The sequence below is a fragment of the Streptomyces chartreusis NRRL 3882 genome, from assembly GCF_900236475.1.
GTDB lineage: Bacteria > Actinomycetota > Actinomycetes > Streptomycetales > Streptomycetaceae > Streptomyces > Streptomyces chartreusis_D.
Map to the genome: position 1 here is coordinate 6,402,438 of NZ_LT963352.1, position 23,033 is coordinate 6,425,470.

Consider the following 23,033-nt stretch of genomic DNA (forward strand, 5'->3'; position numbering starts at 1 on the left):
GCGACGGACCCCCCCACCCCTCCCCGTAGAGCAGATGTCAGAGCTGCTCCAGGGACATGGGCTGAAGGGCGGGACCGGATGGGTGTCGAGATCTGTGTGGAAGGGCTGACCAAGTCCTTCGGTCACCAGGTCATCTGGCAGGACGTCTCACTGACGCTGCCCGCCGGGGAGGTCTCGGTCATGCTCGGTCCCTCCGGCACGGGTAAGTCGGTCTTCCTCAAGACGCTCGTCGGACTGCTGAAGCCGGAGCGCGGGTCGATCACCATCCAGGGCCGGGACATCACCAAGCTCCGCGAGCACGACCTGTACGAGGTGCGCAAGCTGTTCGGCGTGCTGTTCCAGGACGGTGCGCTGTTCGGCTCGATGAACCTGTACGACAACATCGCCTTCCCGCTGCGCGAGCACACCCGAAAGTCCGAGAGCGAGATCCGGCGCATCGTGCTGGACAAGATGGACATGGTCGGGCTGATCGGGGCGGAAGGGAAACTGCCCGGTGAGATCTCCGGCGGGATGCGCAAGCGGGCGGGGCTCGCCCGGGCGCTCGTGCTCGACCCGGAGATCATCCTCTTCGACGAACCCGACTCCGGCCTCGACCCGGTCCGCGTCGCCTACCTCAACCAGCTCATCGTCGACCTCAACGCCCAGATCGACGCGACCTTCCTGATCGTCACGCACGACATCGCCTCGGCCCGCCAGGTGCCGGACAACATCGGGCTGCTGTTCCGCCGGGAGCTGGTCATGTTCGGCCCGCGCGAGGAGTTGCTGACGAGTGACGAGCCCGTCGTACGGCAGTTCCTGAACGGCCGGATGCAGGGCCCGATCGGCATGGCGGAGGAGAAGGACGCGGCGCAGGTCGAGCAGGAGCTCGCGCAGGTCGGCGACGGCCCGCGCGTTCAGGAGCCGGCTCCCCGTCTCCTGCCGGGTCCGGGCATCACCCGGCCGCCCCGCTGGCAGGCGATCGCCCGGCGCGAGGCCCGGCTCCAGCAGAAGGAGGTGGCCGGCGCGTGAGCCTGTCACCCGTCGGAGCGCTGCGGCACTCGGGCAGCCTCTTCGCGATGGCGCTGGACGTCGTCCGGACGATCCCCCGACGGCCTTTCCAGGCACGGGAGTTCATCCAGCAGACGTGGTTCGTCGCGAGTGTGACGATCCTGCCGACGGCCCTGGTCTCCATCCCCTTCGGGGCGGTCATCGCGCTCCAGATCGGCAGCCTGACCCGGCAGCTGGGCGCCCAGTCCTTCTCGGGGGCCGCCTCCGTGCTCGCCGTGCTGCGCGAGGCCTCGCCGATCGTCACCGCGCTGCTGATCGCGGGCGCCGGCGGCACAGCGATCTGCGCCGACCTCGGGGCGCGGAAGATCCGCGACGAGATCGACGCGATGCAGGTGCTGGGCATCGACCCCATCCACCGGCTGGTCGTCCCCCGCGTGCTGGCGTCGATGCTGGTGGCGGTGCTGCTCAACGGCCTGGTGTCGGTGGTCGGCGTGGCGGGCGGCTACTTCTTCAACGTCGTTCTCCAGAACGGCACCCCGGGCGCCTACCTGGCCTCCTTCACCACCCTCGCCCAGCTCTCCGACCTGTGGGCGGCCGAGGTCAAGGCGCTGGTGTTCGGCGCGATCGCCGGGATCGTCGCCTCCTACAAGGGGCTGACCGCGAAGGGCGGACCCAAGGGTGTGGGCGACGCGGTGAACCAGTCGGTGGTGATCACCTTCATGTTGCTCTTCGTGACGAACTTCGTGATGACCGCCGTGTACTTCCAAGTCGTTCCGCAGAGGGGCTGAGGCATGGCGCTGCTGAGTCGTCTGGAGGAGCTGGGTGCCCAGCTGTCCTTCTACGGGCGGTCACTGGCCTGGACCGGCCGCACCCTGCGCCGCTACAAGAAGGAGATCCTGCGGCTGCTCGCCGAGGTGAGCTTCGGCCGGGGCGCGCTCGCCGTCGTGGGCGGCACGGTCGGCGTGATCGCCTTCCTGTCGTTCTTCACCGGCACGGAAGTGGGGTTGCAGGGGTACGCCGCGCTCAACCAGCTCGGCACCTCCAACTTCGTGGCGTTCCTCTCGGCGTACTTCAACACCCGTGAGATCGCCCCGCTGGTGGCCGGGCTCGCCCTCTCCGCGACCGTCGGCGCCGGGTTCACCGCCCAGCTCGGCGCGATGCGGATCAGCGAGGAGACCGACGCGCTGGAGGTCATGGGCGTGCCCTCCCTGCCGTTCCTGGTGACGACGCGGATGATCGCCGGGTTCGTGGCCGTCGTCCCGCTGTACGTGATCGGCCTGCTGTCCTCGTACCTGGCCGCCCGCACCATCACCACCGGCTACTACGGGCAGTCCACGGGTACGTACGACCACTACTTCCAGCAGTACCTGCCACCGGTGGACGTCCTGTGGTCCTTCGGGAAGGTGCTGGTCTTCGCCGTCCTGATCATCCTGGTGCACTGCTTCTACGGCTACTACGCGAGCGGCGGCCCGGCGGGCGTCGGCGTCGCGGTGGGCCGTGCGGTGCGGACCTCCATCGTGGCGATCAACGTCCTGGACTTCTTCCTGTCGCTGGCGATCTGGGGCGCCAGCACGACCGTACGGATCGCGGGGTGAGCCGGCGTATGAGGGTGCTGAGACTGCGGTTGTACGGCGTCGCCTTCATCGCCGTGCTCGCGCTGCTGCTGTCCCTGTCCGTCGCCGTCTACCAGCAGGTGTTCACGCCGGTCGTGCGGATCACGCTGGAGGCCGACAGCCTCGGCAACCAGCTCGATCCGCGGGCCGACGTCAAGCTGCGCGGCCTGCTGGTCGGCGAGGTGCGCGACGTGCGGGCCGACGGGACCAAGGCGACGCTCGACATCGCGCTCAAGCCGGAGCACGCCGCCCACATCCCGTCCGACGTGCACGCGCGCCTGCTGCCCAAGACGCTGTTCGGCGAGAAGTACGTCGACCTGGTCCCGCCCGCCGGTTCGACCGCCCGCCCGATCCGCGCCGGGGACGTCATCACCCAGGACCGCACCCGCGTCGGCATCGAACTCCAGCAGCTGATGAACGACCTGCTGCCGCTGCTGCGGACCGTGCAGCCCGGCAAGCTCAACGCCACGCTCTCCGCGTTCGCCACCGCCCTCGACGGCCGCGGCGACCGGATCGGCGACAACCTCACGCGACTGGAGGCCTACCTGCGCCGCCTCAACCCGCACCTGCCGTCCCTGAAAGAGGACATCGCACGCTTCGCCGAGGTCGCCGAGGTCTACGGCGACGCGGCGCCCGACCTGATGGAGATCCTGCGCAACACCGTCACCACCAGCCGCACGATCACCGAGCAGAAGGACCGGCTGGCGGCCGCGCTGCAGAGCACGGCGACCGTAGCCGGTACTGCCGAGGACTTCCTCGACGCCAACGGCGACCGGCTGATCACCCTCGGCCGGGTCTCCCGCCCCACGCTGGAGCTGTTCGCCCGCTACTCACCCCAGTATCCCTGCCTGCTGGCCGGCCTGGTCCGGCAGGAGAAGGCGTCCGAGGAGGCGTTCCGGGGCGGCAGGATGCACATCACGCTGGAGGTCGTACGGGCGCAGGGTGCGTACGAACCAGGTGAGGAACCCCGCTACGGCGAGCGGTCGGGCCCCAACTGCCGTGATCTGCCGCATCCTCCGGTGCCGGCGCCCGGCGCCCACCTCGACGACGGTTCCAGGAAGCCGCCGGGTTCCTCCTCGGGCGGTCCGCCCGGCGTCTCCGCCACCCGGGCCGAGCAGCGGGCCGTCGGCTCGCTCGTGGCCCCGGTGCTGGGCGTGCCCGCGGACGAGGTGCCGCCGGTCGCGACGCTGCTGTTCGGGCCGATGGCACGTGGGACGGCGGTGAGCGTCGCGTGAGCACCGCAGGAGCCCGGCAGACCGCCGCCCCGCTGATCAAGTTCAGTCTCTTCGCGCTCGTGACCGTGCTGGCCACGGCCCTGCTCGCCGCCACCATCGTGAACATCTCCTTCACCCCCGAGCACGAGTACCGCGCGGTCTTCAGCGACGTCACCGGCCTGGAGGAGGGCGACGACATCCGGGTGGCCGGAGTGCGGGTCGGCGAGGTCGAGGGCATCCGGATCAAGGACCGGACGCTGGCCGAGGTCACCTTCACGGTCAGCCAGGACCGGCCGCTGCTCACCAGCACGGGCGCCGTCATCCGCTACCGCAACCTGGTCGGGCAGCGCTACGTCGCGCTGACCGAGGGCGCAGGCGACGGCACCCGGCTGCGCCCCGGCGGCACGATCCCGCTCGCGCGCACCCAGCCCGCCCTCGACCTGAACACGCTGCTGAACGGCTTCAAGCCGCTGTTCGCCGCGCTCAGCCCGGAGGACGTCAACCAGCTCGCCACGGAGATCATCAAGACCCTCCAGGGCGAGGGCGGCACCGTCAACAGCCTGCTGACGCACACGGCGTCGCTCACCACGACGCTGGCCGGCCGCGACAAGCTGATCGGCTCGGTGATCGACAACCTCAACACCGTGCTGGAGACGCTCGACAAGCGCGGCGCCCGCTTCTCCGGACTGCTCAAGCAGCTGCGCCGGGTCATCTCGGGGCTGTCCGCCGACCGCAAGCCCATCGGGGAGTCGCTGGTGAACATCGGCGATCTGACGGACGCCACCTCGGGCCTGCTGAAGGACGCGCGTCCGCCGCTCAAGGACGACATCGCGGAACTGACCGGACTCACCGGGACGCTGAACGACAACGAGAAGACCGTGGAGGGCGTGCTGAAGCGGCTGCCGAACAAGCTGAACGAGCTGACGGGGACGGCGTCCTACGGCTCGTGGTTCAACTTCTACCTGTGCGACTTCGACGGCCGGATCGTGCTGCCGAAGACCAAGCAGGTGCTCACGCCCGATCTGCACGTGGCGAGGGCGAGGTGCGGAGCATGAGCCGCAAGCGCCGCCCGGAGCCGCTGGTCAAGGTGCGCATCGACCCCCCGAAGCTGCCGAAGGTACGGCTCCTGCCGCGCCGCAAGCCGCGTCCGCAGCCGCTGGTCAAGGTGCGCGTCCAGCCGCCGAAGCTGCCGACCATACGGTTGCGCCGCCCGCACCTCGGCCCCTTCCGTGAGCGCAACCCCGTCGTCATCGGCGCGGTGGGCCTCACCGTCCTCGCGCTGCTGACCGCGGCCGCGTTCAACGCCGACCGCCTGCCGGTGATCGGCGACGGCGAGACGTACAGCGCCGCCTTCGCGGAGGCGGGCGGCCTCAAGCCGGGCGACGAGGTGCGGATCGCCGGGGTCAAGGTCGGCAAGGTCGAGGAGGTCGACCTGGACGGCGACCACGTCAAGGTCACCTTCAAGATCAAGGACCAGCCGGGGTTCGGCACCGAGACCGGCGCGTCGATCCGGGTCAAGACGATCCTCGGCGCGAAGTACCTCGCCCTGCACCCCGAGGGGCCGGGCCAGTTGCAGCCCGGCAGCGAGATCCCGCTGAAGCGGACCGTCCCCGCCTACGACGTCGTGCAGGCGTTCAGCGATCTCACCACCACGACCGAGAAGGTCGACACCGACCGGCTGGCCAAGGCCCTGGACACCATCTCGACGACCTTCGAGGACTCACCGGAAGAGGTACGGGCGTCCATCAAGGGCCTGTCCCGGATCTCCCGGACGGTGGCATCGCGCGACAAGGCCCTCCATGAGCTCCTCGACCACGCGAACGGCGTGACGGGCGTATTGGCCGACCGGTCGGGCGACTTCACCGCCCTGGTCGAGGACGGCGACAAGCTGTTCAAGGAGATCAGCAAGCGGCGTGCGGCGATCCACAAGCTGCTGAAGACCTCCGCCGCGCTCGGCGTCCAGCTCTCCGGCCTGGTCCAGGACAACGACAAGGAGATAGGGCCCGCGCTCAAGGGCCTCAACACCGTGGTGAAGATGCTCGAACGGAACCAGTCAAGCCTCGACCGGAGCATCAAGCTCCTGGCCCCCTACGTGCGGGTCTTCACCAACACCCTCGGCAACGGCCGCTGGTTCGACTCCTACGTCCAGAACCTGGTCGCCGCCCCGGTGGTGCCGCGCACGGGAGGCGGGCAGTGAACAACCGTTGGACGAAGCGCCTGGCCGTGCCGACCGCCCTGGCCCTGATCGCCGCGCTCACCTACGTCCTGTGGCCGCGGACCGAGCCGGTCCGCGTCACGGCGTACTTCCCACGCACCGTCGGCATCTACCCCGGCTCCGACGTCCGCGTGCTGGGCGTGCGGATCGGCGAGGTCAGGAAGATCACGCCGGAGGGCGGCCGGGTGCGGGTGGAGCTGGAGTACGACTCCGGCCGCAAGGTCCCGGCGGACGCGCAGGCCGCGATCATCAACTCCTCGGTCGTAAGCGACCGTTACGTGCAACTGCTGCCGGTGTACCGGAGCGGTCCGGTGCTGCGGGACGGGGACGAGATCCCCCAGTCGCGTACGGCCGTACCGGTCGAACTGGACCGCGTCTTCGACAGCCTGCACACCACGGCCGAGGCGCTCGGCCCCGAGGGCGCCAACAAGGACGGCGCCCTGTCACGGTTGCTCGGCGTCAGCGCCGACAACCTCGACGGCCAGGGCGAGAACCTCCATCGGACGGTCGAGGACCTCTCGGAGGCGGTCACGACACTTTCCGACGGCCGCACGGACCTGTTCGGCACGGTCCGCAACCTCCAGGTGTTCACGGCGGCGCTGGCGGCGGACGACAAGAGCGTGCGGTCGTTCAACACCAGCCTCACCAAGGTCGCCGAGCAACTCGCGGGGGAGCGCGAAGACCTGGCGGCGGCGCTGAAGAACCTCGGCACGGCGCTCGGCGACGTGTCCGCCTTCGTGAAGAAGAACAAGAAGTCACTGACGTCGAACGTGGCGGGCCTGAGCAAGGTGACCAAGGTGCTCGTCACCCAACGTGCAGCGCTGGAGGAACTGCTGGAGGTCGCGCCGACGGGCATGTCGAACCTGAACAACGCCTACAACCCCTCCGCCGGCACCCTCGACACCCGCAACAACCCCGACCGCCCGCAGGATCCGGCCTCACTGCTGTGCTCGATCCTGAGGACGACCGGGGAGAAGACCGACTGCGGGGACCTGAGAGACCTCTTCGACTCCCTGCCCGAAGTGCCCCGGGGCACCGCGGTCACCGGCACGGTCGACCGCACCCTCGGCGGAATCCTGGGGGCGAGCGCATGAGGCCACTGCGCAAGGGCGGGGCCGTCGCGTGGGCGGCGGTCGGCTCGCTGCTGCTGACCGGCTGCGAGTTCAACGGCTGGTACGACGTCCCGCTCCCCGGCGGGGCCGCCGCCGACGGCCACGCCTACCACGTCACCGTCGAGTTCCGCGACGTCCTCGACCTCGTCCCGCAGTCGGCGGTCAAGGTCAACGACGTCACCGTGGGCGCCGTGGAGAAGGTGGAGCTGGCGGGCTGGCACGCGAGGGTCCGCCTCCGGGTCGCCGACTCGGTGAAGCTGCCCGCCAACGCCATCGCCGAGCTGAGGCAGACCAGCATGCTCGGCGAGAAGTACGTGGCGCTGTCCAGGCCGCCGGAGAGCACTCCGGCCGGCCGGCTCCGCGACGGCGATGTGATCCCCCTGTCCCGCAGCGGCCGCAACCCGGACGTCGAGGAGGTGCTGTCCGCGCTGTCCGCCCTGCTCAACGGCGGCGGAGTGGCCCAGCTCAAGACGATCACCACGGAGCTGAACAAGGCCCTGGAGGGCCGGGAGAACCGGGTCAAGTCCCTGCTCAAGGAGCTCGACACCTTCATCGGCGGCCTGGACGACCAGCGCCGGGACATCGTGCGCGCGCTGAAGGCCGTGGACCGGCTGGCCAAACGGCTGGGCAAGGAGAAGACGACGATCGCCGAGGCCGTCGACGCGATGCCGCCCGCCCTGAAGGTCCTGGCCGACCAGCGCCGCGACCTGACGAGGATGCTCACCGCCCTGTCCGAGCTGGGCAGGACCGGCACCAAGGTGGTCAACGCCTCGCACGACGACACGGTCGCCAACCTCAGGCAGCTGCGGCCGATCCTGCGACAGCTGAACAAGGCGGGCAGCGACCTGCCCAACTCCCTGGAACTGCTGACGACGTACCCGTTCCCGCGCAACGTCGTGGACGCCATCAAGGGCGACTACGTCAACCTGCACATCACGGCGGACCTCGACCTGGCCGGGATCTACGGCAACCTGACGGACGAGCCGGGCGGCGGGAACGGCGGGGACACCCCGGGGCCCGAGCTCCCCGAGCCCCCCGACCTGCCGGATCTGCCGGACGTACCGGATCTCCCGGACGCGCCGGGCGTGCCGACGCCCACCGCGCTGCCGAGCAGGCCGGGCGTGCCGTCGGCCCCGTCGGCCCCCTCGGGCGGCGGCGACCCACTGTGCCCGCCGGTGTGCACCGCCGGCTACGGCGCCGGCGGCCACCGCACCGGGAGCGGCTGGCCCGAGGGAATCAACCTCGAACTCGCCGAGCTGATGCTGAAGGGGGTCCAGCCGTGATCACCCGTACGGTCAAGGCGCAACTGATCGCCTTCGCCACCCTCACCGCCGTGGGTGTGTCGTACGTCGGCGCCGAGTACACGGGCCTGGTGGACGAGGTCCTGGACCGGGGCTACACCGTGCGGGCCGACTTCGCCGACTCCGGGGGCGTCTTCCCCGGTGCCGAGGTCACGTATCGCGGGGTGCCGGTGGGCAAGGTCGGCGCACTGCGCCTGACCGGCCCGGACGGGGTGTCGGTCGCGCTCGACATCGAGGACGGGGCGCCGCGCATCCCGGCCGACACGCTGGCTGTGGTGGCGAACCGTTCGGCGGTGGGCGAGCAGTACGTCGACCTCCAGCCCCGCACCTCCCACGGCCCGTACCTGCTGGACGGCAGCACGATCCCGCGCGAGAGCACGCGGGTGCCGCTGCCGACGACGGACCTGGTCCTCAGCCTGGACCGCCTGGTGAACTCGGTCGGCAAGGACGACCTGCGGGTCACCGTCGACGAGGTGGGCAAGGCGTTCGCCGGCACCGGACCGAACCTGAGCCGCCTGGTGGACTCGGGCAACACCCTGGTCGAGTCGGCGTCCGGGGCGCTGCCGGAGACGATCGCCCTGATCGAGGACTCACGGAAGGTCCTGAAGACGCAGGCCGACCAGGGCTCGTCGATCAAGTCGTTCGCGCGCGATCTGGCGGCACTCTCGGCCCAGTTGAAGGCGAGCGACGGGGACCTGCGCAAGCTGATCGGCAACGCGCGGCCGGCGGCGCAGGAGCTGAACGCGCTGCTGAAGTCGACCGGGCCGCAGCTGTCGGTCCTGCTGGCCAACCTGATCAGCGGCGGCCAGGTCACGCTGGCCCGCCTCCCCGGCGTGGAGCAGGCCCTGGTCACCTTCCCGCTGATGGTCGCGGGCAGCTACACGGTCGTCCCGGGCGACGGCACCACCCACTTCGGTCTGGTGCTGAACGCCGACGACCCGCCGGCCTGCACCCAGGGGTACGGCACGGCACGCCGCGACCCCGCGGACACCAGCGCACGCGAGGCGAACACCGGCGCCCGCTGCACCCTCCCGCGCGGCAGCGAGTCGTCGGTACGGGGCGCGCAGAACGCCCCGGGCGCGTCGACCGCCGGCGGCGGCGCGAACCAGGCGACGTACGTGACCCCGTACGACCCGGAGACCGGTACCACCACCGGCCCGGACGGAAGGAACGTCGAGATCGGCTCGACGGGCGGCCAGCAGGCCGTGTTCGGAAAGGAGTCGTGGCAATGGCTGCTCGTTGGCCCCATGGCATGAGGCCGGTGAGATCCGGAGCGATGACGGCGGGACTCGTCGCGGCGACCGTCATCACCACAGCAGTGACGCTCTGGCTGACCTTCGGCCTCTACGAACAGCGCGAGGCGGACCAGCGACGCCAGGGCATCCTGGCCGCGGCCCGCCAGTCGGCGTTGAACTTCACCTCCCTCGACTACCGGCACTACGACCGCGACAGCGCGAACGTACTTGCGGGCGCGACCGGCGACTTCAAGAAGCAGTTCACCGCGCAGACGGAGCAGTTGACGAAGCTGGTGGCCCAGAACAAGTCCGTGTCGGAAGGCCAGGTCCTGGAGGCGGGCATCGTCCGCTCCGACGAGAAGTCGGCCCGGGTGCTGGTGGTCGCCGACAGCAGGGTGACCAACACCGCCGTGCCCGAGGGTGAGGCGCGCACGTACCGGCTCCAGCTCGACCTCGTGCACAAGGAAGGCCGCTGGCTGACGTCCGACGTCGAGTTCGTCGGCTGATCCACGGGCCGATTCGCCGACCGACACGCACCGACGAGGAGTACCACCATGCCGAAGACGACCACCGGCCGCGCCCCCGGTCCCGGCACCCGCCGCACCATGACGGCGGCCGCCCGCGCGGCGGCGAAGCGCGCCGAGCGCGGCCACCGCGAAGCGGGCGCGGCGACGGCCGGCGACGAGGAGTCCCCGCGCCGGGCCGAGCGGCCACCGGCCGGACGCACCGTCCTCATCGAGGCCCCGAAGGACGGCTGGGACGACCCGCCGGAGCCGTCGCCGGAGCCGTCCGAGGAGGACGGGCCGCCCGAGCGGAGCGAGCCCGGCCCCGGTGGCCGTCGGAGGCTGCTCACCCTGGTCCTGGCCGTCCTGCTCGTCGTCGGTTTGGTCGCGCTCGCCGCCCTGGGATGGCAGTACCGCGACGGCCGCCTGACGGAGACCGCCCGGACCGAGGCGCTCGCGGCCGCGCGGGAAGCGGCCCCGGTCGTCCTGTCGTACGACTACCGCCGCCTGGACAAGGACTTCTCGCAGGCACGCGCCCACCTGACCGGCGACTTCCGCGACGAGTACGGCAAGACCACGAAGACCGTGGTCGCCCCGACGGCCGAGAAGTACCACGGCGTGGTGAGGGCAACGGTCGCCGCCCCCGGCTCCGGAGGCACCCCGGCCGCCTCCGTCGTCTCGGCCTCCCGCGACAAGGTCGTGGTCCTGCTCTTCGTCAACCAGGTCACCCGGAGCACCCAGGTTTCGGGCTCCCGCGTGGACCAGAACCGGGTGCGGATGACGATGGAGCGCACGGGCGACGGGTGGAAGGTGAGCGGGGTGGACGCGCTGTGAAGGCAGCCCGACCTCTCAGGGCATGGAGTCCACCGCCGATCTCAGTGCCTCGGTGAAGGACCTCGCCCACGCCTCGACCGTCTCCCGGGTGAACAGGTCCGTCGAGTACTCGAAGGTGACCATGATGGTGTCGGCCTCCGGGGCGATCACCGCGTAGAGCTCGTTGCGGGCCACGCCCTGGATCGGGAGGGCGTGGACGGTGGTGGAGACCTCCTGGAGGTTCAGGGTCGGGGGGTCTGTGGTGATCACGGTGAACAGGACCGTGGGGAACAGGGCGTCCTTCAGCTCGGGCGAGACGAGGGACACCACGTCCGTCAGGGGCAGTTCCTGGTGGTCGAGGGCCGTGAAGAGGGTGGTGCTCAGCCGGGACACCAGGTCGGGGAAGGTCTCCGCTGCGGACAGCCGGGCCCGTAGGAGTACCGCGTCGCCCAGGAGGCCCACGATCTCCGAGCGGTCGCGTCGGACGCGGTTAGCGCTGGAGGCCGCCAGGACGATGTCGTGCTGTGTGCCGCACAGGTCGGCCAGCCAGGTGGCGAACGTGGCCGCCAGGACCGTGTAGGGCGTGGTGCCCAGGCGGGTGGCCGCGTCGGTCAGGCGGGCGGGCGTGTCGTCGGTGAGGGTCCAGGTGTGCAGGGCGCCGCGGCCGGAGAGCTTGCCCGGGTGCGGGTGGTCGTAGGGGAGGGGCGGGCGTAGGGGAGTGCCTTCCAGTTCTGTGCGCCAGAAGCGTTCCAGGGCCTTCCTCCGGTCGTCCGCAAGGGCGTGTTCCGAGCGGGCGAAGTCCGTGAACTGGGCGACATCGACCGGTAGTTGTGGGGCAGTTCCGGATCGTCGCGCGTTGTACAGCTCCTGGAGGTCGCGCCTGATGATGCTCAGGGACCAGCCGTCGCACACCGCGTGGTGGAAGACCGTCACCATGACCCAGTGGTCCTCGGCGAGGCGGGCCAGGCGGAAGCGGAAGAGCGGGGTCTGGTCCAGCCGGAACGGGGCGGCGACCTGCTCGCGGCACCAGCGGTCCAGGCGCTCCGCATCCCCGGCGTGGGCGCGGAGGTCGGTGATCGGCAGCGTCACGGGGACCTGGGCCAGGATGTCGACCTCGTACTGTCCGTCCTCTCGGCGGACCGGCCTGCTGCGGAGCGCGTGGTGGCGTGCCACCAGGTCCTTCAGGGCCTGGTGCAGGACCTCGGGGTCCAGGTCGCCGCGCAGGTCCGTGCGGTGGGCGATGTTGTAGACGCTCGGGTCGGGGAGTGCGTGGTGGCGGCGCCACAGGCGGCGCAGGGTCGAGGGCATCGGCGCGGTGTCCACGACACGGTGACGCGTCGCGATGCCCCGGATCGTCGGATCCAGGAAGAAGTCGGCCATCGTGAGGTCGATGTCCGCCTCCTCCCGCATCCGGTTCAGCAGCCGGATCGCGCTCAGGGAGTGGCCGCCGAGTTCGAAGAACGACGCCGTGACCGGGATCGGCCGGGCGTCCAGCTCCTCGCCCCACACGTCGTGCAGCGTCTTCTCCAGGGCCGTCGCCGGCCCGGTCCGCGACGGCTCGGCGTACTCGTCCCCCGGATCCGGCAGGGCCGTGCGGTCCAGCTTGCCGGAGGCGTTCACCGGGAGGCGGTCGAGGACCACCCAGCGGCGGGGCACCAGGTGGTCCGGCAGTTCGGCCACCAGTGCGGTGCGCAAGGAATGCCAGGAGACCGTCGGTTCGGTGGGCACCACGTACGCGACCAGCACCATGTCACCGTGGCGGTCGGGGCGTGGCAGGACCGCGGCGTCCCGGACCCCGGGAAGTGCCGTCAACGCCGACTGGACCTCGCCCGGTTCGACGCGGTAGCCGCGGATCTTGACCTGGTCGTCCGCCCGGCCCCGGTACTCCAGCGTGCCGTCCGTGCGCAGGCGGCCCAGGTCGCCCGTGCGGTACAGCACCCCGCCCGCACCGTCGTCGAGGAACGCGGCGGCGGTCTCGGCGGGGCGGTTGTGGTAGCCGAGCGCGACCGGCGTGCCGCTCACGTGGATCTCGCCGACTGCGCCGACCGGGACCTGCCGGCCCGAGTCGTCCAGCAGCAGGACGCGCGCCCCCGGCACCGGCGTGCCGATCGGGGGCCACTCCTCGCCGGCCGGGTCGACGCGGTGCGACGTGACGATGATCGACGTTTCGGTCGGGCCGTACTGGTTGTGGAGCACGCAGTCCGGGTGCGTGGAGAGGAAGCGGCGGAAGGCGGGCGTGAGCTGGAGTGCCTCGCCCGCCGAGAACAGCTCGCGCAGGGAGGGCAGGCGGGGGGCGGTCTCCATCAGGTACTTCAGGGGGGTGCAGGGCATGAACATGCGCTGTACCCCGTGGTGGCGTACCGCCCGCGCCAGCGCCTCGGGGTCGTGCCGTACGGCGTCGTCGACGAGGACGAGAGCGGCTCCCGAGGCCAGCGTCGTGAAGATCTCCTGCACGCTGACGTCGAACGCCGCTGACGTCCATTGGAGGGTGCGCAGCGCGGGGTGGCGGCGCAGGTGGCCATGGATCAGGTTCACCGGTCCGCGGTGGGGGACGACGACGCCCTTCGGGCGGCCCGTCGAGCCTGAGGTGTGGATGCAGTACGCCGGGTCCTGCGGGCCCGCTCCGTCCGGGAGGGGCGTGGACGGCAGTGTGCCGTCCACCTCGTCCATCCGCAGGACGGGCGGGTCCGGCGCCAGGTCCGGGTGCTCGGCGAGCGCGGTGCCGGAGGTGAGCAGGAGTACGGGTGTGCCGTCGGTGAGCAGCAGCGACAGGCGCGGGGTGGGGAGGGACGGGTCGAGGGGGAGGTAGGCCGCCCCGCTCTTGAGCACCGCGAGCAGGGCTGTGATCAGGTGCGGGCCGCGGGGCAGGAGTACGGCGACCCGTTCTCCGCGTGCCGCGCCCCTGGTGCGCAGCTGCCGGGCGAGGCGGTTGGCCGCCGCGTCCAGGTCCGCGTAGGAGACCTGTTGTTCCCCGCTGATCAGCGCTGTGGCGTCCGGGGTGCGGTGGGCCTGCCGCTCGAACAGGCCGTGCAGGGTGGCAAGCGCTGCTTCCCCTTCCGGACCGGGGCGTTCCGGACGGGCCAGGGCCGTGCGGTCCGCGGCCGTGAGGGCGGTCAGCTCCGCGAGTGGCGCGGCCGGTGTGTCCAGGGCGCGGCGCAGGAACTGTTCGACGTAGTCCACGAAGCGGCGCACCGTGGCCTCGTCGAAGAGGGCCGTGTCGTACTCGACCATGAAGCGGACGCCGCCCGCGTGGTGGGTGAGGTAGACGCTGAGATCGAACGGGGCGCGGGCGCTCGGGACGTCGAGCAGGGTGGCCGTCAGGCGGGGCGGGTCGAAGAGGGCCTCGCCCTCGTTCTCGTACTCCACCATCACCTGGAACAGCGGATTGCGGCCCGGGTCGCGACGCGGGTTGAGCGCCCCGACCAGCTCGTCGAAGGGGACTCCGCGGTGTTCGTACGCCGACGTGCTGCTCTCGCGGACCCGGTGCAGCAGCGTCGGGAAGTCCGGGTCGCCGGTCAGGTCCAGGCGCAGCGGCACGGTGTCGAGGAACAGGCCCACGTGGTCTTCCGCGCCCGCGGGGCGGGCCGCCACCGCGGTGCCGATCACCACGTCCCGCTGCCCGCTGAAACGGCCCAGGACCGCGCCGATCGCGCTGGTCAGTGTCATGAAGAGGGTGGCGCGGTGCCCGGCCGCGAACCTCCGTAACCCCTCCGTCAGTTCCGCGTCGAGGGCGTGCGTGAGGCTCGCGCCCGCTCCCGTCCTGACCGGTGGGCGGGGGCGGTCGGTGGGCAGGGTCAGCTCCGGCGCGTCGCCGAGGTGCCGCCGCCAGAAGTCCAGGGAGCGGGCGGTGTCCGGTGGGGCCGGGGCCGGCGGTTCGGGCAGGGGCGGCGGTTCGGCGGCGGCGTCGCCACGCTGCCGGGCGCGGTAGTACGCGGCGAGGTCCCGGGCCAGCACGGCCGTGGAGGAGGAGTCGAAGACGATGTGGTGGGCCAGGAGGAACAACAGGTGCCGGTCCTCCGCCAGACGCAGGAGCCGGGCGGAGACCAGGGGGCCGGTGGACAGGTCGAGTCCGTGGCTGCCGGCGGCGGCCAGTGCCGCCCGCAGCGCCTCCTCCTCGGTCGAGCCCGTGTGGTCCTCCACCGGGCAGTCCAGCGGCATACGGTCGCGGATCTCCCGGTAGGGGACACCGGCCGTGTCACCGAAGACCGTGCGCAGCGCCGGGTGCCGGTCCGTGACGCGGTGCAGCGCCCATCGCAACGCCGCGACGTCCAGGGGGCCGTCCAGGCGGATCGCCTTGGGCTCGTGGTACATGGCGGCGCCCGGGTGCAGCTGTTCCAGGAACCAGATGCGGCGCTGGGCGGGGGTCAGCGGCCGTCGGCGCGGCTCGGGCACCGCCTGCGGCGCGGTTCCGGGAGTCGTCCGGCGGACCCGGTCCAGTACCGGCAGCGCCGCCAGCACCTTCTCCTTCGGTACGCCGAAGTCCACGAAGCAGGCGATCTCGTCCGCTCCGGCCTCCCGCAGCCGCCGTACGGTCTCCGTGGCCGTGTGCTCGTCGCCGATCAGGGCGCGGGAGGCGCAGTAGCGCTCGTAGGCGCGACCGAGCAGGAACTCCACGTCCTCCTCGGGGGTGTTCTCCAGGTCCACCTGGAAGCCGAGGCTGTTGGTGACCTGGTCGAAGAGGGAGAGCGAGGAGCGCAGGTACGACAGGAAAGGACGGTAGGCCTCGGCCCGCGCCCGCTCCGCGTCGTCCTCCAGGTAGGTGTGCACGAGCACCACGACCCGCCCGGCCGCCGGGTCGAGACCGTGCTCGGCACGGCAGCGCCGGTACAGCGCGATGTTCTCGGCCAGTTGCTCCACCGTCTGCGTCATCAGATTGGTGACCACGCCGAGGCCCTCGGCGGCCGCCCGGCGGTAGCTGTCCGGGTTCCCCACGACGGCCACGTACATCGGCGGCCGTTCCTGTACGGGGCGGGGGTGCAGGCGGATCTCGACGGGGGTGCCGTCGCCCGCCGTCGTCGGCACCGCCCGGCCCGACCAGAGGTCCCGTACGGTCGCCAGATGCTCGTACATCACCTCCCGGTGCCGGCCGAAGTGCTGCGGCGCGAGCGCGAAGTCGGTGGCGTGCCAGCCGCTCGCGAAACACAGGCCCGTCCGGCCGCCGGAGATGTTGTCGACCACGGACCACTCCTCCGCGACCCGGGCGGGATGGTGCAGCGGCAGCACCACGGAACCGGCGTGCAGCCGGATCCGGCTGGTGCGGGCGGCGAGGGCAGCGGCCAGTACCGAAGGGTTGGGGAAGAGCGCGCCGAAGGAGTTGAAGTGCCGCTCGGGGAACCACAGGGCGTGGAAACCGTGCTGGTCGGCGAAGTCCGCGGCGGCCATGATCAGGCCGTATTTGTCGTGGTCGGCGTCCTCGGGGTAGTCGCCGAAGAAGTAGAGGCTGAAGTCGCCGCTTGCGGCGGGCGCGGCGGAGGGGCTGGTGCTGGGGCTGAGGCCGGGTGCCGGTGCGGGGGTGGGGTGCACGGCGGGTGGCGCGGGTGGCGCGGGTGGCGCGGTCGCGAGTACGTCCAACTGACGGGAAATCATGTCGCCCACGCGGTCGACGAGTTGCTCCGCCAGCCGCAGCTGCTGACCGAACAGGGCGTGCAGCCCTTCCGGTGACTCCGACGGAGCAGTGGGCGCCGCCGGCTGCTCGACCGCCGGCTGCTCGACCACTGGTTCCTGGACCACCGGCGCCTCTCCCCCCAGGTGCGCGATCCGTTCGGCCAGCCTGCGCGGTGTGTCGGCCGAGTCGAACACCTCACGGACCGGGACACGGACGCCGTACCGCTGCTCCAGCTCCGTCGTCATGCTCATCAGGGAGAGCGAGTCGGCGCCCAGTTCGAAGAACGAGCTGTCCGGTGCGACGTCGGCGGTGGGGCGGCCGAGCTTGTCCGCCGCCAGTTCCCTGATCACGCGCAGGACGTCGTCGTCCGAGCCGGCCTTCCCGGGTGCCGGCGCCGACGCTTCCGCGCGGTACGGCACCGCACGCCGCCGCAGCGGATGCCCGGGGAGCGGCACCCGGCCCCCGTCACCGGTCAGCGCCTGCCAGTCCAGGTCCGCGCCCCTGCCGTACAGCGAGCCGAGCGCGGTCAGGAAGCCGTGTGCCTGCTCGGCCGCCCCGTCCCCTTCGCCCTGCCCGCCCACCCAGCGGCTGTCGGGTACGCAGTGCCTGCCGAGGCCGGTGAGGGTCCGCCCGGCCCCGATCTCCACGAAGTCCCGGCAGCCCTGCCCGGCGGCCCTGTCCATGGCGAGGTCGAAGCGGACCGGCTGCCGGGCCTGACGGCAGAGGTACTCCGCGTCGGCCGTCCAGCCCGCCCGGCGCAGCTCACCGTCGGCCGTGCTCACCAGCGGGGTGCGCAGCGGACGGTACGTCACGCCGCCCGCGCGGGTCCGGAACTCGTCCAGGGCGCTGTCGATCCCGGCGGAGTGGAACGCCCGGTCGACCGGCAGCGCACGCCACCGCAGGCCCTCCTGGTCGAGCAGCCCCGCCGCCTCCTTCAGGGCCTGCGGCGGACCCGACAGCACCTGGGCGTGGGGGCCGTTGAACGCGCCGAGCTCCGCACCGGCGGCCAGCGCGATGCGCCGCGCGGTGGCCCGGTCGGCCCGGACGGCGAGCATGCCCCCGGCCGGGCAGCGGGTCTGCATCAGCCGCCCGCGCCAGGAGGTGAGCCGCAGCCCGTCCTCCAGCGTCAGGGCACCGGCCGTGTACAGGGCGGCGTACTCGCCGACGCTGTGCCCGAGCAGGAGCCCGGGGCGTATCCCGGCCGCCCGCCAGGCGTCCGCCAGTGCCGCCTGGTGGGCGAAGAGAGCGGCCTGCGCGGTCTCGGTGGGCCAGATCTCGTCGTCCGCGGGGCTGCCGGTGGGAGCGGGGGCGGTCAGCAGCCGCGCGAGCAGGCTGCCGCCGAACTCCGCGGCGTAGACCTCCTCGCACCGGTCGAGCGTGGCACGCGCGGCCGGGTGCGCGCCGTACAGGCCGTTCGCCATGCCGCGACGTGCGCTGCCCTGGCCCGCGAACGCGAAGGCGACCGGGCCGAGCGGGGAGGACGTCAGGGGGCGTTGTTCCCCCAGCGCGTGGGCGAGTTCGGCCGCCGTGCGCCCGGCCACGGCGGTGCGTGCCGCGCGGTGCGGCCTGCCGAGGGCCAGGGTGGCTGCCACGTCGGCGGCCGGGAGGCCGGGCCGGGCCAGCAGCCGGTCGCGAAGCGCGGCCGTGAGCTCCTCCAGGGCCTCGGGGTCGCGGGCCGACACGGGGACGAGGACGGGCAGTCCGGGGGCGGGGCGAGGGCGTGCGGGCGGGGCCTCCTCCAGCACCACATGGGCGTTGGTGCCGCCGACACCGAGCGCGCTGACCCCGGCCCGGCGGGGCACGCCGTCCGGCACCTGCCACGGCCGTAGTTCCGTGGCGAGCGTCAATAGGCCGTCCGACAGGGGAAGTTCGGGGTTCGGGTGGGTCAGGTGCGGGGTCGGCACCAGGGTGCGGTCGCGCAGCATGAGGACCGTCTTGATGAGCCCGGCCATTCCGGCGCAGCTGTCGAGATGCCCGATGTTCGGCTTCACCGAGCCGACCACGCAGGGGCCAAAGCGAGCGGAACCTCCCGGCTCCTCGACCAGCGCCCGCCGTAACGCCGTCAGCTCCACCGGGTCACCGAGCCGCGTTCCCGTGCCGTGCGCCTCCACGTACGAGATCGTCTCCGCGGGCACCTCCGCCCGGCGCAGCGCCTGGCGCACGACCTCGGCCTGCCCCTCGACACCGGGCGCGCTGAAGCCGACCTTGGCGGCGCCGTCGTTGTTGACCGCCGAGCCCAGGATCACCGCGTGCACGGTGTCGCCGTCGGCCAGCGCCCGGTCGAGGCGCTTGAGCAGGACGGCGGCCACGCCGTTGCCGCCGACGGTGCCGTCGGCCGCCGCGTCGAAGGCGCGGCAGCGTCCGGTGGGGGACAGGATCGACCCAGGGTGGCTGTGATAGCCGGTCTCCTGGGGCAGGTGCACGGCCGCGGCGCCCGCCAGGGCGAGGTCCGCCTCCCCGGTGAGCAGCGCCTGGACCGCGAGGTGCACCGCGACCAGGGACGTGGAGCAGGCCGTCTGCACGCCGATCGCCGGGCCGGTGAGGCCGAGCCGGTAGGCGACGCGGGTGGCGAGGAAGTCCGGCTCCTGACCGATGGCCGACTGCATGCCGGCGGCCGGGTCCGCCGGGTCGTACGGTGAGCCGGTCGCGGGCTGCTGCTGGTGGTCGTAGAGGTTCATGCCCGACCCGGCGAACACCCCCACCCGGACGCCGGGCGCGGTCGCCGCGTGGCCGCCGTCCTCCAGGGCCTGGTGGCAGCACTCCAGGAACAGCCGGTGCGCGGGATGCGTCAGTCCGGCCTCCTTGGGACTCATCCCGAAGAAGTCCGCGTCGAACTCCTCCACGCCGTCGAGGACTCCGGCGGCGGGCACCAGCCCGGGCGCGCGGCGCTGCTCCGGCGACAGGCCCGCCGCCGCGAGCTCCTGCTCACCGAAGACCCGGACGCTGTCGACGCCGCCTTGCAGATTGGCCCAGAACTCCTCGACCGAGTGCGCGCCGGGGAAGCGCAGCGACAGTCCGATGACGGCGACGCGGCGGTCGGGGGAGTCCACGAGGGCGGTGTTCTCCTCGGCCATGACCGCCCCGGCCGAGGCCGCCGGGCCGCTCGCGAGATGGGCCGCGAGTGCCGTGACCGTCGGGTGCTCGAAGAAGGCGGTCTGGGCGATCGGCGTCCCGAGGCGTTCCGCCAGCCGGTTCCGCAGGCGCACCAGCAGGACGGACGTCAGGCCGAGTTCGTAGAACGGCACGTCCGCGTCGGCCGGCCGGCCCAGCACGGCGCTCAGTTCCTCCCGGACGGCCCGGGTCACGGCGTCCGCGTCCGCCCGGGCGGCCGGGGCCGTGGCCGGGGCGGCGCCGCAGGCACCGGCGATCAGGCGGCCCTGGAGTTCGGCGCGGCGCACCTTGCCCGCCGGCGTCCGCGGGAACTCGTCCGCCGGGACGGGCAGGACGTACGCGGCGGTGAGCCGGAGACGGGTGAACAGCGCCGCCTTCACCTCCGCGGCGATCCGCGGGTCCTCGGCCGGGCCGCGGCTGACGAAGAACACGGCGAGTTCCTCCGTGCCCCGCTCCGGGTGCGGGATGCCGCAGGCGGCGACCTCGCCCTGCCGGACGCCCTCGACGGCGGTGGCGGTCTCCTCCACCTCGTGGCAGTACACGTTGTGGCCGTTGAGGATGATCAGATCCTTGCGGCGGCCCGTGATGACGACCTGGCCGTCGTCGAGGAAGGCGAGGTCGCCGGTGTCGAGCCAGTCGCGTCCGGCGGGGTAGGCCGCGGCGTCCGCCTCGGGGTTGTTCACGTAGCCGGGGGTGAGCCGCGCGGCCGAGTGGACCTGGAGCCGGCCGATGCGGCCCGGCGGGGCGAGCTCGCCGCGGTCGTCGACGATGCGCAGGGTGACGCCGTGCGCGGGCGAGCCGGAGGCGACGAAGGTGACGCACTCGGCGTCCGGGGTGTCCTCGCCGGCCCGGACCAGGTCGCCGCCGAGGCTGTTCTTGAGCAGGCGGTGCACGGTGCCCGGCCGGTCCAGCCGGCCGTAGGTGACGGCCGTGACCGTCTCGGCCATGCCCCACACCGGGGCGATGTGCTCCTCGCGCACGCCGTACGGGGCCGTCGCGTCGAGGAAGCGGCGCAGCACCGGCAGCACGACCCGTTCGCCCCCGCACACCAGGGACTTGAGGCCGCCCAGGTCCCAGTGGCCGTCGGGCCGCTCGGCGAGCGCGTCCGCGACCAGCCGGTAGGCGAAGGTCGGTGCCCAGCTGTGCCGCGCCCGGTGTTCGTGGAGGAGGTCGAGCCAGCGCAGCGGGTCGGCGAGCACCCGGTCGGTGGGCGCGTGGACGTTGGTGCAGCCGGTGAAGACCGCGAGCAGGTGGTAGAGCAGGAAGGCGCCGCTGTGGTCGACGGGCAGCCAGTTCACCATCGTGTCGTCCGGGCGCACGTCAAGGATGCGCCGGCTGCTCGCCGCGAAGTCCGCGAGCCCGGCGTGCGTCAGCCGGGCGGCCTTGGGCACGCCGGTGCTGCCGGAGGACAGCATCAGCAGGGCCGTGTCGGACGGATCCGGTTCGACGAGGCCGTCGGGGCCGTCCGCGGGCGGCGCGGCGAGACACTCTCGCGCCAGGGCGACCCGAGGGGCGGGCGTGGCGTGGGCGAGCGCCGCCGCGCCGGGCTCGTCGGTCAGGACCAGCGGCCCGTCGAGCAACGCGCAGGCCTGCCGTAAGCGTTCGAAGGCCGGGGAGCCCGGCGCGGGGTGCTCGGCGATGGCCACGGGTAAGGCCCCGCCGAGCACACAGGCCCAGAAGGCGGGGAAGAACTCGGCCAGCGGCAGCCCGCACAGCACCACCGTGTCCCCGCGCCGCAGTCCGTGCGCCCGCAGGCCGGTGAGCACACGGCGTGCCGCGTCCAGCAGTTCGGGATACGACCGTGAGCTCGTCGTGCCGTCGGCTGCGACGGTGACGACGGCTCCGCCGGGTGCGGACCGGGCGGCGCCCAGCAGCGCCCGCACGGCGTCGACCGGATCGCCCTGCGTGCGTTCGGGTTCAGGGCCCCGGCAACTGGCTTGCCCCCGTAGACGTTCCATGCTCGTCCTCTCCCTCTCCTTCGCCGGCCGGCGAATGCTGTGAGCGGTCCTCGCCGGTGGGCGAGTGGTTCTTCGCGGTGGATCGGTGGTGGAACAGCAGCAGAAGCAGCGCCCCGCACACCGCCGCCCCGTGGAAGACGCCCACCACGGCCAGGGCGGGCAGAACCTCCAGGGCGGCCGCCGCGGCCATCGTGCCCAGGGCGAATCCGGACTGCTCGGCGGTGGCGGACAGGCCGAACAGGCGGGCGCGCTGCCGGTCGGGGGCCGCCTGGAGGCGCGACGTGTAGACGATCTCGGTCCAGCCGTCCGCGAACCCCGCCGCCACGGCCGCCGCCGTCAGGGCCGGGGCGGGCAGCCCGGTGAACGCCGCCACGAAGCAGAACGACATCGCGCAGGTGCCCACCGCGAACGCCCGCTCGCCCCAGGACGTCCCCTGCGACCGGCGCTTGAGGACCTGGTGGGCGAGCAGGGTGCCCACGGCCCACGCCGACCAGAACCGGGTCATGAACACCGCCGGGTCGGACGGCTCGGCCGCGTGCGCCGCCAGCGGCAGCGCGACGTTGTGCGACGCGGACGCCAGGGCGTCGAGACCCCGCAGCGCGATCATGCCGAGCAAGGCTCCCGCGAGGCCCGCCACACGACCCGGGCCCGCGACCCTGCCGAGGCCCGCCCCCCGGCGCCGCAGCCACCCGCCACGGGCCCCCGGGGATCCGGTGCCGCCCTGCTCCGGGGGCGCCTCGGGCGCGTCGTCCACCGGCCCGTCGTCCGTGCGCGGCCGGAGCACCAGCACGGCCGCGGCCGACACCGCGAAGCTCGCCCCGTTGAGGGCGAACGCGACACCGAAACCGCCGAGGGCGATGACCGGCGCGGCCGACGCGAACCCCAGCACCGTGGCCACGGAACGGGCGGTCACCAGCACGCCGTTCGCCCGGGCGCGGCTGTCCTGCCCGACCAAGACCGGCACCGCGCTGCGCAGGGCGACGTTGAAGAACGTGTTGCCCGCGCCCAGCACGACCACCGCCCCGAGCAGTACCCACAGCGGCGTGTCCGGGGCGCCCAGCGCGAGCACGACCATGGCGAGGGTCTGCGCCAGGTCCGTCCCCACCATGACGGTCCGGCGCGTGACCCTGGATGCCAGCGCCCCGGCGGCGAGACCCGCCGTGACGCCGGAGAGCAGCCGTACGGCCATCACCGCGCCCACCCCCAGGGCCGTACCGGTGATCTCGTACGAGAACAGGCTGAGCGCGATCAGGTTGAGGTAGGTCCCGTAGGCCGACACGGCGTGTGCGGCCACCAGGAACCGGAACCCTCGGTCCACCCCCGTCACCAAACTCCTCACACCTGGTCGGGCCGGGGTTCGGCCGCT

Annotated in this window: 13 protein-coding genes; 11 read left to right on the plus strand and 2 right to left on the minus strand. The window is 72.5% G+C overall.

Translation table 11 applies throughout. The annotated features are described in order from the left end of the window. Positions 1 to 78 precede the first annotated feature (78 nt). Genes SCNRRL3882_RS28970 through SCNRRL3882_RS29020 form a run of 11 tightly spaced genes read left to right on the plus strand, consistent with a single transcriptional unit; the run spans position 79 to position 11,014 of the window. Positions 79 to 1,008 (plus strand): ABC transporter ATP-binding protein, encoded by a 930-nt coding sequence (locus tag SCNRRL3882_RS28970; protein ID WP_010036857.1) that lies wholly within the window; start codon positions 79 to 81, stop codon positions 1,006 to 1,008. Then, the gene (locus tag SCNRRL3882_RS28975; RefSeq protein ID WP_010036858.1) at positions 1,005 to 1,775 is read left to right on the plus strand and encodes an MlaE family ABC transporter permease; all 771 of its coding nucleotides are present in this window, start codon (positions 1,005 to 1,007) and stop codon (positions 1,773 to 1,775) included. Before SCNRRL3882_RS28970 ends, SCNRRL3882_RS28975 begins: the two co-directional genes overlap by 4 nt. A 3-nt stretch (positions 1,776 to 1,778) precedes the next feature. Beyond that, positions 1,779 to 2,582 carry an MlaE family ABC transporter permease gene (locus SCNRRL3882_RS28980; protein WP_010036859.1) on the plus strand — a complete coding sequence of 268 codons (804 nt, stop codon included), beginning with the start codon at positions 1,779 to 1,781 and terminating at the stop codon, positions 2,580 to 2,582. A gap of 8 nt (positions 2,583 to 2,590) precedes the next feature. Beyond that, positions 2,591 to 3,835 carry an MCE family protein gene (locus SCNRRL3882_RS28985; RefSeq protein ID WP_010036860.1) on the plus strand — a complete coding sequence of 415 codons (1,245 nt, stop codon included), beginning with the start codon at positions 2,591 to 2,593 and terminating at the stop codon, positions 3,833 to 3,835. Beyond that, complete coding sequence (locus SCNRRL3882_RS28990; protein ID WP_010036861.1) at positions 3,832 to 4,869, plus strand: MCE family protein; 1,038 nt, start codon at positions 3,832 to 3,834, stop codon at positions 4,867 to 4,869. The genes SCNRRL3882_RS28985 and SCNRRL3882_RS28990 overlap by 4 nt, the downstream gene beginning before the upstream one ends. Further along, on the plus strand, positions 4,866 to 6,011 hold the full coding sequence (locus SCNRRL3882_RS28995) for an MCE family protein (protein WP_010036863.1): 1,146 nt from the start codon (positions 4,866 to 4,868) through the stop codon (positions 6,009 to 6,011). The genes SCNRRL3882_RS28990 and SCNRRL3882_RS28995 overlap by 4 nt, the downstream gene beginning before the upstream one ends. Next, positions 6,008 to 7,123, plus strand: coding sequence for an MCE family protein (locus tag SCNRRL3882_RS29000; protein WP_010036868.1), 1,116 nt, complete (start codon positions 6,008 to 6,010; stop codon positions 7,121 to 7,123). The genes SCNRRL3882_RS28995 and SCNRRL3882_RS29000 overlap by 4 nt, the downstream gene beginning before the upstream one ends. Continuing rightward, positions 7,120 to 8,424 (plus strand): MCE family protein, encoded by a 1,305-nt coding sequence (locus tag SCNRRL3882_RS29005; protein ID WP_010036870.1) that lies wholly within the window; start codon positions 7,120 to 7,122, stop codon positions 8,422 to 8,424. Before SCNRRL3882_RS29000 ends, SCNRRL3882_RS29005 begins: the two co-directional genes overlap by 4 nt. Then, a complete protein-coding gene (locus SCNRRL3882_RS29010; protein ID WP_010036874.1) occupies positions 8,421 to 9,698 on the plus strand; it encodes an MCE family protein in 1,278 nt (425 codons plus the stop codon). The genes SCNRRL3882_RS29005 and SCNRRL3882_RS29010 overlap by 4 nt, the downstream gene beginning before the upstream one ends. Continuing rightward, complete coding sequence (locus SCNRRL3882_RS29015) at positions 9,695 to 10,183, plus strand: hypothetical protein (protein ID WP_029180964.1); 489 nt, start codon at positions 9,695 to 9,697, stop codon at positions 10,181 to 10,183. The genes SCNRRL3882_RS29010 and SCNRRL3882_RS29015 overlap by 4 nt, the downstream gene beginning before the upstream one ends. A 48-nt stretch (positions 10,184 to 10,231) precedes the next feature. Further along, positions 10,232 to 11,014 (plus strand): hypothetical protein, encoded by a 783-nt coding sequence (locus SCNRRL3882_RS29020; RefSeq protein ID WP_010036879.1) that lies wholly within the window; start codon positions 10,232 to 10,234, stop codon positions 11,012 to 11,014. Positions 11,015 to 11,029: 15 nt separating this feature from the next. Here the strand turns inward: SCNRRL3882_RS29020 and SCNRRL3882_RS29025 are convergent, their stop codons facing one another. Together SCNRRL3882_RS29025 and SCNRRL3882_RS29030 are read right to left on the minus strand one after the other, a co-directional pair. Next, positions 11,030 to 21,667: a hybrid non-ribosomal peptide synthetase/type I polyketide synthase gene (locus SCNRRL3882_RS29025; protein WP_029180965.1), complete on the minus strand. Its 10,638-nt coding sequence runs from the start codon at positions 21,665 to 21,667 to the stop codon at positions 11,030 to 11,032. Then, a complete protein-coding gene (locus SCNRRL3882_RS29030) occupies positions 21,627 to 22,994 on the minus strand; it encodes an MFS transporter (RefSeq protein WP_107500550.1) in 1,368 nt (455 codons plus the stop codon). Before SCNRRL3882_RS29030 ends, SCNRRL3882_RS29025 begins: the two co-directional genes overlap by 41 nt. Positions 22,995 to 23,033: the final 39 nt, after the last annotated feature.